This is a genomic window from Marinicella litoralis (assembly GCF_002591915.1).
GTDB lineage: Bacteria > Pseudomonadota > Gammaproteobacteria > Xanthomonadales > Marinicellaceae > Marinicella > Marinicella litoralis.
Genome location: NZ_NIHB01000002.1, coordinates 584,411 through 601,778, shown reverse-complemented (window position 1 = coordinate 601,778; position 17,368 = coordinate 584,411). Strand labels below are relative to the sequence as shown.

Annotated in this window: 15 protein-coding genes and 1 tRNA gene; 9 read left to right on the top strand and 7 right to left on the bottom strand. The window is 42.0% G+C overall.

What is annotated here, in order from left to right:
* Positions 1–283: 283 nt before the first annotated feature.
* The 3 genes from CCS90_RS09105 to CCS90_RS09095 all read right to left on the bottom strand — a co-directional run bounded on the left by CCS90_RS09105 (position 284) and on the right by CCS90_RS09095 (position 3,805).
* Positions 284–1,426: a DUF819 family protein gene (locus CCS90_RS09105; RefSeq protein ID WP_211336997.1), complete on the bottom strand. Its 1,143-nt coding sequence runs from the start codon at positions 1,424–1,426 to the stop codon at positions 284–286.
* A gap of 1 nt (position 1,427) precedes the next feature.
* On the bottom strand, positions 1,428–3,068 hold the full coding sequence (locus CCS90_RS09100) for a DUF885 domain-containing protein (RefSeq protein ID WP_099019222.1): 1,641 nt from the start codon (positions 3,066–3,068) through the stop codon (positions 1,428–1,430).
* A gap of 191 nt (positions 3,069–3,259) precedes the next feature.
* The gene (locus CCS90_RS09095) at positions 3,260–3,805 is read right to left on the bottom strand and encodes a hypothetical protein (RefSeq protein ID WP_133566464.1); all 546 of its coding nucleotides are present in this window, start codon (positions 3,803–3,805) and stop codon (positions 3,260–3,262) included.
* 240 nt (positions 3,806–4,045) lie between these two features.
* On the opposite strand from CCS90_RS09095, the gene CCS90_RS14850 reads away from it, so the two are divergent.
* Both CCS90_RS14850 and CCS90_RS09085 read left to right on the top strand, forming a co-directional pair.
* On the top strand, positions 4,046–6,196 hold the full coding sequence (locus CCS90_RS14850) for a pilin (RefSeq protein WP_133566463.1): 2,151 nt from the start codon (positions 4,046–4,048) through the stop codon (positions 6,194–6,196).
* A 415-nt stretch (positions 6,197–6,611) separates the two neighbouring features.
* Entirely contained in the window at positions 6,612–8,246 is a 1,635-nt protein-coding gene (locus CCS90_RS09085) for a serine hydrolase domain-containing protein (RefSeq protein ID WP_099019220.1), read from the top strand.
* 23 nt (positions 8,247–8,269) lie between these two features.
* On the opposite strand, the gene CCS90_RS09080 is transcribed toward CCS90_RS09085, so the two are convergent.
* On the bottom strand, positions 8,270–9,355 hold the full coding sequence (locus tag CCS90_RS09080) for a phosphatidate phosphatase App1 family protein (protein ID WP_180236518.1): 1,086 nt from the start codon (positions 9,353–9,355) through the stop codon (positions 8,270–8,272).
* Positions 9,356–9,573: 218 nt separating this feature from the next.
* Between CCS90_RS09080 and CCS90_RS09075 the strand changes: the two genes are divergently transcribed.
* Genes CCS90_RS09075 through CCS90_RS09060 form a run of 4 tightly spaced genes read left to right on the top strand, consistent with a single transcriptional unit; the run spans position 9,574 to position 12,736 of the window.
* A complete protein-coding gene (locus CCS90_RS09075) occupies positions 9,574–10,113 on the top strand; it encodes an RNA polymerase sigma factor (RefSeq protein ID WP_099019218.1) in 540 nt (179 codons plus the stop codon).
* Entirely contained in the window at positions 10,103–10,927 is an 825-nt protein-coding gene (locus tag CCS90_RS09070; RefSeq protein WP_099019217.1) for a HEAT repeat domain-containing protein, read from the top strand. Before CCS90_RS09075 ends, CCS90_RS09070 begins: the two co-directional genes overlap by 11 nt.
* Before the next feature lie 22 nt (positions 10,928–10,949).
* The gene (locus CCS90_RS09065; protein WP_099019216.1) at positions 10,950–11,873 is read left to right on the top strand and encodes a DUF4097 family beta strand repeat-containing protein; all 924 of its coding nucleotides are present in this window, start codon (positions 10,950–10,952) and stop codon (positions 11,871–11,873) included.
* Positions 11,874–11,899: 26 nt separating this feature from the next.
* The gene (locus CCS90_RS09060) at positions 11,900–12,736 is read left to right on the top strand and encodes a DUF4097 family beta strand repeat-containing protein (protein WP_133566462.1); all 837 of its coding nucleotides are present in this window, start codon (positions 11,900–11,902) and stop codon (positions 12,734–12,736) included.
* Between the two features lie 64 nt (positions 12,737–12,800).
* On the opposite strand, the gene CCS90_RS09055 is transcribed toward CCS90_RS09060, so the two are convergent.
* Complete coding sequence (locus tag CCS90_RS09055; RefSeq protein ID WP_099019214.1) at positions 12,801–13,121, bottom strand: heavy metal-binding domain-containing protein; 321 nt, start codon at positions 13,119–13,121, stop codon at positions 12,801–12,803.
* A gap of 239 nt (positions 13,122–13,360) precedes the next feature.
* Between CCS90_RS09055 and CCS90_RS09050 the strand changes: the two genes are divergently transcribed.
* Together CCS90_RS09050 and CCS90_RS09045 are read left to right on the top strand one after the other, a co-directional pair.
* On the top strand, positions 13,361–13,615 hold the full coding sequence (locus CCS90_RS09050) for a hypothetical protein (protein WP_099019213.1): 255 nt from the start codon (positions 13,361–13,363) through the stop codon (positions 13,613–13,615).
* 9 nt (positions 13,616–13,624) lie between these two features.
* Positions 13,625–15,820: a DUF8740 domain-containing protein gene (locus CCS90_RS09045; RefSeq protein WP_133566461.1), complete on the top strand. Its 2,196-nt coding sequence runs from the start codon at positions 13,625–13,627 to the stop codon at positions 15,818–15,820.
* Between the two features lie 319 nt (positions 15,821–16,139).
* On the opposite strand, the gene CCS90_RS09040 is transcribed toward CCS90_RS09045, so the two are convergent.
* Positions 16,140–16,226: transfer RNA gene (locus CCS90_RS09040), tRNA-Leu, on the bottom strand.
* Positions 16,227–16,459: 233 nt separating this feature from the next.
* Between CCS90_RS09040 and CCS90_RS09035 the strand changes: the two genes are divergently transcribed.
* Positions 16,460–16,774 (top strand): HPF/RaiA family ribosome-associated protein, encoded by a 315-nt coding sequence (locus CCS90_RS09035; RefSeq protein WP_099019211.1) that lies wholly within the window; start codon positions 16,460–16,462, stop codon positions 16,772–16,774.
* A gap of 66 nt (positions 16,775–16,840) precedes the next feature.
* On the opposite strand, the gene CCS90_RS09030 is transcribed toward CCS90_RS09035, so the two are convergent.
* Complete coding sequence (locus CCS90_RS09030; RefSeq protein WP_099019210.1) at positions 16,841–17,308, bottom strand: Dps family protein; 468 nt, start codon at positions 17,306–17,308, stop codon at positions 16,841–16,843.
* Positions 17,309–17,368 lie beyond the last annotated feature (60 nt).

Here is a 17,368-nt window from a genome sequence, read left to right as displayed (position 1 = left end):
ATTCCAGCGGGTCAGCCATATTGATTAAGTGATTTGATAAATTATCCTGATTTTGCTTGGATTGAACCAAAATAATTGGGTTGTTGGCTTCAGCCAACCTTGGGTCAAGCCTTCGGTTTTATGGGTAGTCTAAAGTCTACAACCCACATCATAAAAGCACACTGAGCTTGTCGAAGTGCTTTGAGCCTACCAATTGGTTACTGACTGCAATTGACTCAATCGACCAAGGCAATGCAGGCACTTCACCCCATTCGCCGTCATTTCAAAATCAGCTCCATCTGATTCAAAGGATATAAATCACAAAAAAGCCTAAATAGGTACCGAGTGCACTGCCCAGGGACCCAACCAGTATGGCTGGTAAAACCAGTTCTTGGCGATCAAAGGATTCTGCCAAGGCCAGGGCTGTGGTGCCCCCGCCAATGTTGGCTTGACTGACAATGGCTATCATTTGCCAATCACGATACAACAAGCCACCAACTGAAATCATTATCAGTCCGTGTAAGACTACGGCTAAGCCGGTAAATAGTAACAAGGTCATTCCCAGGTTTTTTAGTTCAATGACGGCAGAAATTTCACAGTATGCCCCAATCACAGCCAAGAAAATATACACCAAATACAGGCCCAAATAATGACTGCCTTTTAAACGTGCGACAAATTGCGTTTGAGCCAGTAAAATACCAATGGTTGATAGGGTTAATATCGATGGGACTTGTGGTAACCATACTTTTATCAGTTCAGCGATCAGATAGGCCGCCAGTCCAAGAAAAAGCAACCACATCAAATCGGTTAAATCCATGCTTTCATCTTCCGGTTGGTCCGTATCTTCTGTTTGTGCTGGTTGTTTTAACGTGGCTTTAGCTGGCCATATTTTCTTAAGTACCACAGGCATGGCCAATGTGACCATAATCCACAAGGTGGTTACCACATTGTCTACCGCGATGACGCCGGCATACAAGGCCCCTTTTTCTTGGAAACCATATTCCAATGCCACGGCATTGAAATTAACACTGCCTCCTGTATAGGTACCAGTGAGCATGCCAGCAATGATTTTACCATTCTCCCCAAAAACATTTTCCGGTGAGGTGATAACCCAAGCAATGAGAACGCCAAAAGTCGTTGCCAGTGAACCCACTAAAAACAGACCAATCATCGGAAGTCCTGCTTGCTTAATGGTGGTTATATTAACCTTAAGCAGCAAAAAGAATATGGCCAATGGAGCAACGTATTTAAATATACCGCTGTACAGTGGTATGCTGTTTGAAGCAGTTGGTATCAGGTTTATATTGGCCAAGACTGCAGTGAAAAGTATCACCAATAAGGCCGCCCCTAATTTCTGTCCAATTCTGGTTTTACTGGCATAGACGGCCAGTATGACCATCAAACACAAAACAGTTAACACATAAATTGGGTCAGAGATGAATTCCATCCTACTGATTCCTCGCTGCAGCCTCAACTTCGTCCAAAAAGTCGGGTTTAATACCGGTCATTTCCCAAGTACCTAACGCGATGGGTATGGCACCCATGCTGTTGAGCTGGTCAAAGAAGTCTTTCAACACAAATTCTTTGCCTTGTTCTTCGTCCAGTTTGGCTTTTTGAGCCATGGCGGTATCCAGCAGCGCTTTGCCGGTGACATAGCTGGTACCATAGCCAGGTTGGCGTAAGTACAGGTGTTGTTCAAATAGCAGTAAATCGGGTTCAGTTTTCATCCATCCTCTTGGGGTGTAGTTCATGTGGATTTCACCGGCTTTTTCCATGGTCATTTGATTGGCATGGGCGTACAAAGAACCTAAACCACGAGCCGCCCTTTGTGCCAGCATGATGTATACAATTTCCCGGGTCCTGGGATTGTGATCGTATAAACCTGCGTGCATAAAGATTTCCTCAACGGCAGTGGCGGTGCCTTCATTGCGGCTGTCGAAGATGTTGTACAACAACGCATTCTTTCTGATGATACTGGGGTTTGGATCATGTTCCATGATGGCCAATTCAAACCAATGGTAAAAATGTGAATACAAGGGTGTGGGGTCTAAGTGCGAACCAATGTAAAAGAAGTTGCGGGTTTTTTCAGGTACGAAGCTTCCTAATCTGGCGTAAAGTGCCGGTTTGAAATAATCAGCCACTGTGACGATGTTTTTATCATCCAAAAATTTCAAAAAATATTCAGCCGAGCGATTGGCCAGTTGGTCGTATTCTGCGGCATTTTTAGCAGCTTGCAATGCAGGTAAATCTTTGTTTCGCTGTTCTTCTAATTTAAGTGATGACCACGCTCGGTCCAGTTCACGTCGCAGTAAACGTTCTTCATCTGCCCAGGTCATCGGTAACATATGTACGTGTTGTTGATACCAAGTGTACTGATCTACACCAAGGCCAGAAGGGCCAGTTTTACTGGGACTTTGTGCTTGTAACCATTCAATAAATTCAGCTGTGGATTGTATGGCTTGTTGGTGGGTTTTGCTTAATGTTGGGTTTTGGGCATTTTCAATTTGTGGTGTTAAGTCTATCAAGACTTTGTGTTGTGATTGAATGTCACGTATCCCTGCGATCCAAAGTTCCTTGGCATTACCAGTTAAATTCAATCGAGCTTGGCTTTGCAACGGTTTGATTCGAGACAAGTCCTTGTTCAACCTGATTTGAGCCGAAGTGCTCAATGGAAACTGGTAAGTCCACAGTTCAGTGACATAGTGAGGGGTCGGGCCCTCGTGGGCAGGTACGTCACTTTGGTAAGTCCAAACCTGCTTGTAAAAAGCAGGGTCTCTGGCCCAAGGCTTCAATACTTGATCGTTAAATTCATAACCATTGAGTTCTGCCAGCACCACAAACCAATCAACCTGCTGTGGAACTGTCCAAGTCGATTTGTCCATCGCCAGTAATTGGGTTTTGAAATCTGCCCAAGTTGCTCGTCGTTTATCAAAAGTTTGTTGGCGATAATCAGGTGCCAATTCATGTAAGGGAGCAACCTCAAAGGCGCGCCATTGGATAAACAAGGCTTCTAATTGGCTGAAGTCTGATGACGATTTGGCACCCAATGGAATCATTAATAGCACCATAAACAGGATTTTACTTGTCATTTTTATTGGCCTGAATTAAGTGCTTATAATATAGCAGAGCCACACATGATTTACCCAATTATCTGGCAGACATCTAATGGGCTGTGCCGTGTTGGTGTTTAGCAGGATAAAGGCTTAAGACATGATTGAATGAGTTTTATTACATACAAACAAAGCTCAACTGGATTGGTTGAGCCTTGTTTTGGTTTTGCTTATTTGTCTTTAGTTGAGAGGTATTCCTCTAAAGCGAACATGTCTTTTTCGAAGGCCGCTAAATTGGCTTGGTATTGGTTTTGTAAATCCCTTAAGTCTTTGTTGTACTGATCAATTTTATAGGTTTTAACATAATCCTCAACCAATTGATGGTGATCAGGATACAGGTCTTTAATCAAGTTGGGGTGTTCAAACACCAGACAACTGAGGCATGTAGGTGGGCCAGGTATTTGCGGGATGATTTTGGCTGCACTACTGAGGCTGGTTGAAGGTGCAGAAGGTGAACGGTAAACATAGTTGGGGGTGCAATGTTGAGTGCCTGAACGGCCATAGAAAACGGCTTCACCGGTAGCAGCCGTTTGTTCATCAACGACCTGATCAAATGCTTCCTCGCATTGGCTCAGTGTGGCTCCGCTGACGGCAAATGTTGCTCCATTGGTTAATACCACTTCCCCTTGATAGCCCACCAGTCTTAGGGTTTGGCTTTGTGCACTCATGGCTGTTATTGCTAGCAATGCCAATAATGTAAATTTAAATATTTTCATGATTTTTTCCTTTTCAATGATTAATAAATACCAATCAATGTAGATTGGATATTTAACAAGTTCGAATTTGCCGCTTAATTTATGACATCCAAGTATAAATAAATAGGTAAAATGCCACATGTCATCGAAATGTCTTTTGTTGATTATGGGTTGTTCCTCTTCACCAAAAATCGAATAAATTGATGGGCTTGCGTTGGTCTCAGCCGTATAATTCTCTTTTTAAATTCAGGGACTAGACAAATGCACAAAACAAAAGGAATGCTTTTAGTTGGGCTGTTCTTTTCGGTATTTATCAGCGGTTGTGATAATACCCAAATCAATTCTTCTGACGAAGGAATCAGAAAGGTAAACACTTCCTATGAGGTCGAACAGCACAAAACTGCTTGGTTGAGAGATCATTTGCCAGATGAAACTTTGGCTTATATCAATGTGCCCACACCGTGGAATTATTTATTTGATGCCAAGGCAGATGCCTTACATGCGGTGCAATCCTTGTCGGCTCACGTCAATCAAGTGGCAGCCATCAAGCAAGGGGTGAAAGACAATTATTATCAATACCTTCCAGCTGAGCTGAAAGGCATGGTTGCTCTGCTGTTAGATCATGTAGCAACATCATTTGAAGTGGCGGTGATTAATGATTCACCCACTGCAGTGATGCCGTCTGTGGCGGTAGCAACGAAATTACATGACATCACGGCCGATGAATTGGGCAAGCAATTGACGGCTGTGTTGCAGATGCTGGATCCATCTATTGAATTGCTTCGTCAGGGTCAAGATGCACAGTGGTCTTTTCAATCCAATAGATTGCCAGCATTTGTGCGTTTTGAACAGTCCACTGGTAAGTTGTTGATTTTCGGAGGTATGGGTGTCAATTTGGCCAAAATGACTGACCTTTGGGAGCAGGCGAAAACTGACCAATTGATTGCGATCAAACAGCTCAGTCAGCAATCGGATCCCAGTGGTTTGAATCTAAAAATGTGGTTGGCGCCAGCAAAAATGTATCAATTAGGTGCTTCTTTTGTGCCACCTGAACAGCATAAATTGGTCAGTCAATTGGGCTTGGATCAAATGGATTACATTTGGTTGGGTGCTGAATCTGCCGAAGGTCAATCGGCCATGGCTTTGCATGTGTTGATGCCTGAAGCTGGATGGCGTTTGATGCTTCCAAGGGCAAGCGATTGGTTCGATGTCAATGTGGCTGGAACCCCGCGTTCGGTGATTCAAATGGCACTGCCAACATCTGATCAAGTTAAACAAGCCATCAGCCATTTTAAATTGGACCAAATGCTCAGTGAAAAAGACCGCAAGGAGATGAAATCATTGTTTGAGTTTGAGCAAACATTAGGTTTTGATTTATATGATTTCTTTGATGCATATTACCAGCAGATATATATGGTTACCGATGACTCAGGTTCATGGTGGGCAATGAAAATTAAGGATGAGGCTTTACATCAAAAGCTGAATGACAGCATGTATGCGTTTTTTGATATCAACCCAGAAAAAAAATCCTTAAGTGGGGTTGAGATCATGCAAGCGCATTTTTCAGTTTATGCAAAATTCATGGAGTCCTCAGTCAATCAATCACCTGATATGGCACAGGTCAAAGCTTTTATGAACATGTTCAAAGACCATGTTTATTGGTACATAGAAGATGGGGTTTATTACATGAGTACCGTGCCTCAAATTTTGGCTGACAAGAGGAACACAGACAACCCTTTGAAGCTTTCAGATTGGTTGGATAATAATCAAGGCGGTCATTGGGATTCAGCTGTTTTGGCCTACGGTAAAGACGTGACAAACATGCCACAAAGTCTGTACCATTTTTACTTATTGATGTTACAAGGGTTGGGTGACATGGCTCAAGTTAAAGTGGATTTGTTTGCTCTGCCAACTGCCAAAGAATTGAACTTACCAGACCGTGGACGAATTAATGTGGTGTTGTCTTCAGATGCTGAGAAAGTCAGTTTCAAAGTGGGTTATGAGTATTCCTTGCTTGAAAGTGTATTGAGCGCCGAAGGGGGTATGGCCACCATAGCCATCGTTGGTATTTTGGCGGCGTATGCCATTCCAGCATACCGAGATTATGAAGTGCGGGCTCAAGTGGCCGCACAATTGGCGATGGCTGGACAAATCAAAGCCACCGTGTCTGAGCAATGGTTTGTTAATCAGTCATTTGCCGGTTCACAAGCAGCGCTGGGTGAATCTGATTTGAATTACTCCATCGATGAAACCACAGGGGTGATTGTGATTGATTTGGCGGATGTGGGTTCCAGTTTTGAAGCGGGTGATGTTATTTATCTGGAACCGGTGACCGATGAAGGTTACGTTGAATGGCGATGTTCCAGTAACATCAAATCAGCCTATCTACCTGCTTTTTGTCGAGATGAATAAACCACGATAAAGCGCCGATTACTCAAGTCGTTGATTAAACAATAATTGATCAGCGACTTGCTTGCTTCTCCCATCATGGGTCATTGATTAAGAATTTTTGATTTGCATCATATAGGGTCAATTAAGCCGTATTTCAGATTGTTCTAAATTCATCCAAATGTGACTTGCTACACTGCTCAGAACCACCCCTTGTTCGATTATTATAATTTTCTTGTGTTGTGTAGGAATTTACGATGTGAAAACTGTCTGCTTTAGGGGTTCTGATTGTTTTTGCTGTTTTAAACATTGACGCTTCAATAGTACTTAAAAAATCGGCAGGACTGATTTGTGTTTTTATCTGTATGACTAAATACACTGTTCTGATGGCATAATGATTTGTTATTATTATTTTTTGATTCTATAAGGTTTGAAACATATGAAAAAGTATTTTGTGATGGTGTGTTTGTGGGCATTTGTGGCTCAAAGCCAAGCCAAAAGTGACGGCAGACAGATTGATCAGATTTTGCATGATTTGTTTGGTCAGGCGGGACCAGGTGGAGCGGCCTTGGTGGTCAAAGACGGTAAAACCATTTATCGCAAAGCTTTTGGCATGGCCAATTTAGAATTGAATGTCAAAATGACGCCAGAGCACATATTTCGTGTTGGTTCGATCACCAAACAATTCACAGCAGTGGCAATCTTACAACTGGTTGAAGCTGGAAAAATAGACCTGGACGCCGACATCACTGAATACATCAAGGATTACCCAACCCATGGACACCACATCAGCATCAAGCATTTGCTGAATCACACCTCTGGTATCAAAAGTTACACGGGTATGTCCAAATGGGATCATGAAGTGCATAAAAAAGACTTCACCCCTTCAGCACTGATTGATTTTTTTAAAAATGAGCCAATGGATTTTGCACCTGGCGAACAATTCAAGTACAACAATTCGGGGTACATTTTACTCGGACATATCATTGAGTTGGTGTCAGGTGAATCATATGCAGATTATATAGAAAACCATATATTTAAGCCGCTTAATATGAACCATTCATCCTATGGCTCAACTTCAAAAATCATTAACAACCGCGCATATGGGTACGCTCAAGCCGATGGTGAGTATAAAAATGCTGATTTTTTAAGTATGACTCAACCCTATGCTGCCGGTTCATTATTATCTACGGTTGATGACATCCACACTTGGTATAAAGCCATAATGGCCGATCAAGTCATCAGTCAAGAAAGTCGAGCCATGGCGCATCAAATGGGTGTGTTAAACAATGGAGAAAAAATTGGCTATGGCTTTGGCTGGAACATTGGCAACCTCCAAGGTTCACCAATGATTGAACACGGAGGTGGAATCAATGGATTCCTGACTGCCTCCCTGATATTGCCACAAGAAAATGTTTTCGTTGCAGTGTTTTCAAATTGTATGTGTAACTATCCTGGTGATGCGGTCAATGAAATCGCGGCCATTGTTATCGATAAACCGTTTGCCTTTGAAAAAATCAGTTTAGATGAAGCCCTTTTGCAAAGTTACCAAGGCGTGTATGAAATTACGCCTGACAATACTCGCATCATCACCTTTGATGAAGGAAAGCTCTTCTCTATGAGAACAGGTGGTGCAAAATATGAAATTCATCCTTTTGCCAAAGATCAGTTTTTCTTTGAAGACAGTATATTGTCGTTGATTTTCAATCGCAACGAAGCCGGTGAAATTCAATCAGTCACCATGAAAAGTACCGGTCAAGACCAAACCTGGATCAAAACTGACAAACCAATTCCTTCAGTGAATGCGATTGAAATGGATCCCACAATATTGGCCAAATATGTTGGAAAGTATGAATTGGCACCAGAATTTCACATCAATTTATTTATCACTGATGGTGTGATGTATGCACAAGCAACTGGCCAGCAAAAAAATGAATTGGTGGCCACTGCGATGAACCAATTTACGTTGAAAAACACAGACATCAAATTAACCATTAATATGGACAATGCGAATCAAGTGGAAGGTTTAACCCTCCATCAGAATGGCCATCACGAGGCAAAAAAAGTAGAGTAAATCAGGTTAACTTGGGGGTAGAGTCAATCGATCAGTGGCAGAATTTCATCAGCTGTTGAAAAAAGCTGCCATTGATCCGACTGCAATTCGTTAAACAAAGATTGAAAACGGTCGTCATCGGCTTTTTCACCGGTGACATTGCGGATCCATATTCTTAAGATTTGTTGGGGAAATTGTTGTTGTATTTTGGCATAGACTTCTGGGTCTTTTTCACCGCTGTCGCCGACCAAAATGAATTTTCTGCTGGGGTAGTTTTCGATGATTTTAATGATTTCAGGTGGTTTGGTATCAAGGCTGCTGGCAAAAAGATTGAATAGAGTGCTGTCTTTAAAGCGAAACGATTTAAGCGCATAGTCAGCATTTGGGAATCCGGCTTTGTCAATAAAATCGACCAATGCAGGATACAATTGCCATGGACTGGAGGAAACAAAATGCAGTGCACCTTGATCGTTTAACAAGTGTTTGTATAAATCTGCCATTCCAGGAACAGCCTCAAAGTCTAAATAAAAGGTATGATTCAATAGTTCTTTTCGATTGGTTACAGCAGAGATTTTAATGGTGTCATCTATGTCACTGATGATGGAAAGGCCTTGACTTGCAAGCATGTTAACCTGACCATTGAATGATCTGTGGTCACGTTTTGACAACACAGCTTGGAAATTCAATTGGTTCTTGATACCAGCAGCTGTAATGATTTTGGCATCAACCAACAAAACCTTTTTGAAATGTCCATTGGATGCCGAAGCTGGTAATGAGTAAGTCCGGTTGGCAAAACGGATGACAATTGATTTGTTGCTTTCATTGTCAGCCAATAATAAGTTAACCCGCTGATCAAATAGGGTTTGCGAATGAGGCTTGGTTGATAGTCCATAGAACTTTTCCATTGCATCGGCGATTAAATTTTTTCTGATTGAAGAGTCTGCTGTTTCATAAATCCAGCCATGGATCGGGATGTGCCATTGGTCAGTTTGCGGATTGAGCCAGGCACTGGTATTGAAAAAAACCAAGGTTTCATCTTTTTTGACTTCGCTGACAGGGCCGGCCAATACATGGTTAGATTGACCCATTAACAGGATCAGCAAAAATACGAATGAATAAACAGGTGACATCATGTAATGGTTTTGGTGGGCTATAAAGCATTAATTATGAAGCAAATCAATGTAGATGCAACTGTCAGATCAAAATCTCTTATCAATCCACAGTTGATTCGTAAAAAAATAAATTAATTCTGTTACTTTTTCTGGTAAGTACCGTTTCCGCCAATAAGATAGATAAATACAGTTTAATCAAAGCCAGGGGCAGCAATATTTTTAACGACAACCACATCATGTTACAAGTCAAAGCAGGCGAAATCCAAAAGCTGGGATTGTTGTATGAACGGCATAAGAAGGCCTTGTTTGGATTTTTTTACAAGATGAGTCGTTCGACCAGCACCAGTGAAGACTTGGTACAAACGGTATTCATTAAAATACTCAAGTCAAAGCACACCTTTGTTGGTGATGGAAAATTCATTACTTGGATGTACCACATTGCACGCAATGCTTTGCATGACCATTACCGAAAACATAAATATGTACATTTAAATGTGGTTGAAGATGAGGCCACCCAATTAAGTAGCGATGAAGATGTTGAGTCAACGTTTGATACAGAGCAGACCATTGATAAATTATTCAAAGCCATTGATCTATTGAGTCTAGAGAAAAAAGAGCTGTTGGTTATGAGTCGGTTTGAAAATTTAAAATACAAAGAAATTGGAGAAATCCTCGGTTGTTCAGAAGGGGCGGTGAAAATGAAAATACGTCGAACCCTGATTGAATTGAGGGATTTGTTTAACCGTTTAGAAGCAGGAGAATCTGATGTCGCCTAAGGACATAAGTCACAAAGAACTTGAATTGATGATGATGGATTACATTTCAGGCAGAATGAATCATGATGAAGCATCTTCATTCAATCAATTGATTGCTGAAAATCCAGAATACAGTCAAGAACTGGTGGAGTTAAAGCAAATGATGGAATTGTTTGCTCAGCATGATGGTGCTGACATTCCAGAACCGTCCGATCAAATGGACCAAAATTTTTATACCATGTTACATGCTGAAGTGGCTGCAGATTCAAACAGTCACAAAGGGTTCTGGCAGAACCTGGTTGCCTGGTTTCAATTACCTCAAGTCAGGAAGTTTTCCTATGCCTTCAGTTTTATGGTCGTGGGTGTTTTTTTGGGTCATTATATGCATTTGCTGAACACCCAAACAGCCCTGGCCAATGAACGCATGGTGATCAAAGACCAACAAATCCAAGCACTGACTGTATTGTCTTTATTAGACATGCCTTCGGCCAATAAAAGACTGGTGGCCGTTAATTTGGTCAGCATGACTGAACAACCCAATGAGGCAATGATTGACGCCTTGTTACGCACTTTGAAGCAAGACAACAACATCAATGTGCGTTTAGAGGCTTTGGATGTATTGGCCCAACATACCGAGAACCATGTGGTGCGAGCTGGTTTGGTGTCAGCCATAGCTTATCAAGAATCTCCTATGGTGCAGTTTGCCATTGCCAATTTAATGCAGGCAATGGGAGAACAAGAAGCGGTTGAGCCAATGCAGAAATTATTGGAACATGATGAATTGATAGCGCCAGTGAGGTCCAAGTTCAATGAGACCATCAGCGAGCTTATTTAAATCATAATAACTGGAGAAATCAATGCAACGATTTAATTTACAACAATCCATGTTTGCCTTGTGCTGCTTTGTTAGCCCATTGGTTTTGGCCAAGGGCGCACAGGTGGCTCAATTCGCTCAAACTGAAAGCTTCAATGAAAGCCTACAGTTTGAACAAAAGCATGAAGACAACCAGCTGATTGTTTTTAACGTGTATGGATCTGTGGACGTTGAGGGCCATGATGGTGATGAAATTATCATTATGGCCAAAAATACAGTGGCTGCCAGAACCCAGAAATTGGTGGATTTGGGTCTTGATGAAATTGGTTTGAAAATTGAAACTCAGGGTCAAAAGATTTTTGCCTATTTAGATTCACCATATACCTATATTGATCTAGAAGCAGGCAAGGTATGGCACAGTGACACCTGTTGGCGACACGATGATTGTTCCAGAAAGCACCCTGAACGCAAAGACTATAAATACCACATGGATTTGGTAGTCAAAGTGCCACAACACACCAATATCCAAGTGTCGACTATCAATGCTGGTGACATCACAGTTTCAGGCGTTCATGCCAAATCATTGATGGTCGACAACATCAATGGGGCCATCGACATGGTGAATGTGAGTGGTCAAACAAGGGTTAATTCCATCAACAAAGACATCAATGTGGCATTCAGTAGGAATCCAACAGATGGTTCTCAGTTTCAATCAATCAATGGTGACATCAACATCACCTTTGCTGACTCACCTGATGCAATAGTGGTTTATCAGACCATGCACGGTGAAATGTATTCGGCTTTTGATGTGTCAATGATGGCACCTGAGCTGCAACGAACCAGTCAGAAAAAAGAACATGGCATTCAATATAAATTAGACGCTGAAAATCGACTTATGGTCGGTAAAGGTGGTCCGGAATATCGTTTCGAAACCCTCAACGGCGACATTAAAATACAACGCCAATAATACCATTGGCATCAGGAGAAATAATGATGAACAACAAACAATTAATCATGGCTTTTATCACTTCAGCAGCAGTCTTGTTCAGTGCCACCTCAATGGCACAGGACAATGAAATGTTCACCGAAGAGATGGTGATTCCACTCAGTGATCCAAGCCGGACTGGTACGCTGGAAGTCCATCAAATTTATGGCGGCATTAAAGTTACTGGATACGATGGAAACGAGGTGGTTGTATTGGCCAAACAGGAAAAAATGCAAACCGTCAGTCAAATGAAAAATGGATTGCGCAAGATCCAAAATAATTCCATGGCGCTGATGGTTGAAGAGTCTAATAATCATGTAGAAATCAATGCCCAGAATCACAATGGAGGCAGCAAGAACAGCATGAATCTTGAAGTCAAGGTGCCAAGAAATTTCAACCTTAAATTGTGGAGTATCAACGATGGCAGTACATGGGTTGATAACATCAATGGTGAAATTGAAATCAGTAACATCAATAATGACATCACTTTAAACCAAGTTTCAGGGTCGGCGGTGGTGGATTCGGTTAATGGTGAAATAAAGGCCAGCTTTAAACAAATCACTGTAGGCTCTCAGTTGGCATTTACCAGCTTCAATGGCAATGTTGATATTTCCTTGCCCAATGACGTGCAGGCTGATTTTAAGTTAAAAACAACCAGTGGTGAAATACTGACTGGATTTGATATTGACTTCAAAACTTCCCAGCCAGTGATTCAAAAAGACAGTACTCAAAAATCCTACAAAGTTAAATTGGAAAAATGGGTGACCGGATCAGCCAATGGTGGTGGGACAGAAATCACCCTCAAAAGCCATTCGGGTGATTTGATATTACGCGCTCAAGACTGATTGATTGCATGGCTTGAAAGCCCAAGTGACGCTTGATGGCGTGACTTGGGTTTTTTAGTTCTGGTCAATTTATTTTAACTGCGGTTCCACTGACACTGACCATCATCATCGAGCCAGTATCGCCAATGACTTCATAATCAATGTCTATACCCACTATGGCATTGGCACCCAGTTGTGTGGCTTTTTGTTGCATTTCTGCAAAAGCCACCTCACGTGCGTGACCCATTTCTTGCTCATAGGCAGCTGAACGACCACCAACGATGTCTCTAATTTTACCGAATAAATCTTTGAAAATATTGGCTCCTAATATGGCTTCACCTACGACGATGCCTTTATAGGCAGTGATTTGATGTCCTTGTAACTCTGGGGTGGTACTTAAAATCAAAGTGTGCTCCTGAGGTTTAAATAAATAGGGTACGTGAATCTTCGCAGTTTAACCAATGCCATCAGTCATATTCAGTGATCGTCCTGTTGGGATTAGGCTTGTATTTGATATTTCATTTAAATTTCATGTATTTTTCAGGAGTTTTCAGGGTTATTCAGAAATAATGATGATATAAATGTTGTATACAAAGTTGAGTCTTTTGCATTTGTTGGCAATGAAATAGAAAAAGGGTGGTAATGATGTCTGAATTAAATTCGCAATTTAAGCAATGCCTTTCAGTGAGTTTATTGTTGGTTGCTGGTTCAATAATGGCCCAAGAAATCAATTGGTATTCAATTGACAATGGCGGTGGTGTATCCAGCAATGGCATGATCAGTTTGACGGGTGTTATGGGTCAAACGGATGTGGTTTTGATGGAAGGGGGTTCGGTGTCGGTTGCTGGTGGTTTTTTACCAGTTCCCGCAGATTTAATTTTTGAAAATCAATTTGATTGAGGGGGTTGTATGCGTTTTACTAAAATATATGTCTTGCTGTTGTGTTTTGCTTCAAGTCTAACTCATGCTTTTACCTATCAAGGCGAGTTAAGTCAGACAGGAATACCCTATAATGGAACCGTTGATCTTAATTTCATGTTGTTTGATGCGTCCAGTAACGGAAACATGGTGGGTGTTATTGATACACACACGGGTGTGGTGGTTACCGAGGGCCGATTTATGGTTGAGTTGAATGCATGGACCTTTGATGGCAATGATTACTGGCTAGAAATAGCAACGGCCATTCCTGCAGGAAATCCAACTTTTACCACCTTAACCCCAAGACAAAAAATCAGTCCCACCCCCTATTCAGAATTTGCCTATGATTTGGATGTCACTGGCTTGCAACTGCAAATCACAGGTTCTTGTGCTGCTGATGCCGCCATCAGTTTGATTAACCAAGATGGCAGTGTGGTTTGTAATGAGTTTGCTGCTGCTGGACATGTTCACCCATTTTCTGAGTTAACTTCAGTGCCGGCAGATTTAGCTGATGGTGATGATGACACCACTTACAGCGGTGTAGATTTTGCATTGAGCAACCAAAGTTGTACGGTAGGTCAAACTGTCACAGGTGTGGCAGCTGATGGCAGTATTCAATGTGCTTCGATGCCAAACAATGCCACACCACCTGACTGCAACCAAGTCAACCAAGCATTGCAATACGATTCACAAGCTGGATGGAATTGTGTAGACATCAATACCATAGGTCCCAGTGCAGGGGCCGCTCAAGGTTATGAATTGGCTGACAGTTGGGGGTTGGTTTGGGATGGTGAAGAGCGCAATGCGCAAAATTGGACCGCCGCCAATCAAATCTGTGAGTCGATGGGTGGTCGACTGCCGACTGTTTCGGAACTGTACCGTGTCAGTGCTGCTTTTAAAGGCGAAGTGGGTAACGGCTACACCGATCAATTCCTGTGGTCCAGGACTTGGTGGGACAAAACCAACAAGGGGCAAGTGCGCTTAAATGATGGCGCAGTTTTTAGGGCAGCAGCGGATACATATGTTGGTCCTTACAGGTGCGTTTGGGACACCGAAAATTTAACTGTATTTACTGGTAAGGCTTGTATGGGAGAACCTGAAGATGGTTGTTGGGAACATGCTGGATTTCAGGGCGGCACCATGGTGATGGATAAAGTTGAACGACCTGCGGTGAGCTATTTGGCAGCATCCGAAGAGTGTGCTTTTGTGCACGCCCATTTGGCGCAACAAATTGACTATGCGGAAAACATCATCAATGGCTTGCCCAACGGCAGTAACAATTGGCAGTGGACCAGTGATCACTCACGATACGATTTAGCTGCATTGGTCAGGTGGCAAGGTGTGGATCTGAACTACAGTGACACCACTGGAACTTATGTAGCTTCTGGCAACCGAAATATGGGGGCCTACCGATTCAGGTGTGCTGGGGTAAATTATGCCGCAGGACCTTATCCGCAGGTAGTGCCCAATGAATTCATAGCATCCAGTACCTTGATAAAGGCCAGCGATGCCATTACCAGTGAAGCAATTTACAGTGAATCCATTGATGGCTGTTTCAATCAGGGTGGCCATATGGCTCACAGCAGGGACTACATGGAGTTGGTCAGGTCAGGGATGGGAAATGGGCCAGGTACTGATTATTTATGGACTGCTGATCGATCTCGATACGATATCACTCAAATCACGCGTTGGATCGGAACTGATACTTCATATACGGGTTATTATTCAGAATACACCTCATGGGCACTCATAGATAACACCAACACCCATCAGCATCGGTGTGTTTTTTATCCGGTTGATAACAGTTACACCCACCCAAGCAGTGCTCAATGCGCAGCAGGTATTCCTTGTGATACTTTTGACAACGGCGCCAGCAAAATGGCCATGGATCGGTTTGACCGAGCCGCAGCCACTTACGTTGAAGCGATACAAGATTGTTTGGCCGATGGCGGTCGATTGCCCACACAATTACAACTCACTGAGGCCATTCGAGGCGGCCTTGGTAATGGTGTATTGCAATATCTGTGGACCACGGACACCAATAGTGAAACATCGGGAAATAACACAGTTTTGCGATGGAATGGAACTGAATTGGATTTTTCACCTGAATACTCAGGATCAGCCACTGCCTTGTCCAAAGGCTCCACGGCGAACTATCGCTGTGTTTGGAGCAATCAGCTTTGGTAAAGGGATAAAAAAAGGCCGTTCAACACGTGAACGGCCTTTGATACTTCAATGTTTGTTGCTAATTAATTCTTTAAAGAATTTAATCCACAAATTGTGTTTGACTGATTTTAGGTTTTGATAAGAAGGGTAGGGAGTAAAAACTTCCAAACTCTCATCTACAGTCGTGTGAGTTTTTAATTTTTCAGCATTCATAAATCACCTATAGGTTATTTTGCTGTAGCCTATATTAAGCATATATATAGAGTAAACCACCTAATAATGTATTTAATGAAATTATTTTTGATTGGACAGCAAGCTGAAATGATTTGGTAGGTGTTAATGGTGCCGAGGGCGAGAATCGAACTCGCACTCCCGTAAAGGAACCGGATTTTGAATCCGGCGCGTCTACCAATTCCGCCACCCCGGCACAGGTCGTAAAGTATATAAGATTTTTATTTTATGGCAAGTGATTTTTTCTGATTTACCCCAGAAAAAGGCGGATTGCTGGAATGATTTGGTTCAACTGTTAACTTTTTGTTCAAACCACTGTGCTTAACTCCGATTGACTATAATAAACATAATAAATGATTTGAAAAAATAACTTTCGGCCACAGTTATTTAACTATAAATAACCTTACATACAATATTGAGGAGTCAGCAATGCAAATACAAGTCAACACAGATCATCACGTCAAAGGAGGCGATTTACTCAAACAACATGTTGAAGATTTGTTGAATGGGTCTTTGAATAATTTCAAAGATGAAGTGACCCGAATTGAAGTTTATGTGGCAGATGAAAACAGCCACAAAGGAGGCGATGATGATTTGCGTTGTACCATGGAGGCACGAATCAGGGGCTTAAAACCAATTGCGGTGACTCATCATGCCGAAAACATACATGCGGCCATCGATGGAGCCACTGACAGGATGGTCAGGTCAGTTCGTAAAACGGTGGAAAAACGCAGAGAAGTTTAAATATATTTTAAATTCAAAAAAAGCCAGTTGATAAACTGGCTTTTAAAAAAATAATCTTTAACAGGATTATCCGAGTAAAGATCGCATCATCCATGCATTTTTTTCATGAAATTCCATGCGTTGCGTCAGCAAATCAGAAGTCACCTCATCGGTTTCAATGGAAGTGGTCTGTAACAACTCTCTGGCATGCCTGATGATGATTTCATGTGAGTCTAACAAGTTTTTCAACATGTTTTCAGCATTGGGCACATCGGTTTCTTCTTTGATTGCGGTTAATTTGGCATAAGCCTGGTAAGAACCGGGTGCAAATTCTCCCAAGGCCCTGATTCGTTCAGCAATCACATCGACAGCCAAGGCCAAAGCGTTGTACTGTTCCTCGAATAAGGCATGCAATGACGTAAACATAGGTCCTGTTACATTCCAATGGTAATTGTGGGTTTTAAGGTACAGTGTGTAGGTATCAGCCAGTAAACGACTTAAACCATCTACTATCACTGCTCTGTTCTCTGTGTTGATTCCTGTATTAATACTCATAATTGACCGTTTCTTTGTTTAAAATTCTATTTTAAAGAATCCACTTATAAATGTAAAATA

What these genes read in the sequence shown, in the direction of transcription:
- CCS90_RS14850 (WP_133566463.1), top strand. Translation starts at nt 4,046, where the DNA reads ATGCACAAAACAAAAGGAATGCTTTTAGTTGGGCTGTTCTTTTCGGTA.
- CCS90_RS09095 (WP_133566464.1), bottom strand. Translation starts at nt 3,805, where the DNA reads ATGAAAATATTTAAATTTACATTATTGGCATTGCTAGCAATAACAGCC.
- CCS90_RS09105 (WP_211336997.1), bottom strand. Translation starts at nt 1,426, where the DNA reads ATGGAATTCATCTCTGACCCAATTTATGTGTTAACTGTTTTGTGTTTG.
- CCS90_RS09030 (WP_099019210.1), bottom strand. Translation starts at nt 17,308, where the DNA reads ATGAGTATTAATACAGGAATCAACACAGAGAACAGAGCAGTGATAGTA.
- CCS90_RS09070 (WP_099019217.1), top strand. Translation starts at nt 10,103, where the DNA reads ATGTCGCCTAAGGACATAAGTCACAAAGAACTTGAATTGATGATGATG.
- CCS90_RS09065 (WP_099019216.1), top strand. Translation starts at nt 10,950, where the DNA reads ATGCAACGATTTAATTTACAACAATCCATGTTTGCCTTGTGCTGCTTT.
- CCS90_RS09060 (WP_133566462.1), top strand. Translation starts at nt 11,900, where the DNA reads ATGAACAACAAACAATTAATCATGGCTTTTATCACTTCAGCAGCAGTC.
- CCS90_RS09085 (WP_099019220.1), top strand. Translation starts at nt 6,612, where the DNA reads ATGAAAAAGTATTTTGTGATGGTGTGTTTGTGGGCATTTGTGGCTCAA.
- CCS90_RS09100 (WP_099019222.1), bottom strand. Translation starts at nt 3,068, where the DNA reads ATGACAAGTAAAATCCTGTTTATGGTGCTATTAATGATTCCATTGGGT.
- CCS90_RS09050 (WP_099019213.1), top strand. Translation starts at nt 13,361, where the DNA reads ATGTCTGAATTAAATTCGCAATTTAAGCAATGCCTTTCAGTGAGTTTA.
- CCS90_RS09035 (WP_099019211.1), top strand. Translation starts at nt 16,460, where the DNA reads ATGCAAATACAAGTCAACACAGATCATCACGTCAAAGGAGGCGATTTA.
- CCS90_RS09075 (WP_099019218.1), top strand. Translation starts at nt 9,574, where the DNA reads ATGTTACAAGTCAAAGCAGGCGAAATCCAAAAGCTGGGATTGTTGTAT.
- CCS90_RS09080 (WP_180236518.1), bottom strand. Translation starts at nt 9,355, where the DNA reads ATGTCACCTGTTTATTCATTCGTATTTTTGCTGATCCTGTTAATGGGT.
- CCS90_RS09045 (WP_133566461.1), top strand. Translation starts at nt 13,625, where the DNA reads ATGCGTTTTACTAAAATATATGTCTTGCTGTTGTGTTTTGCTTCAAGT.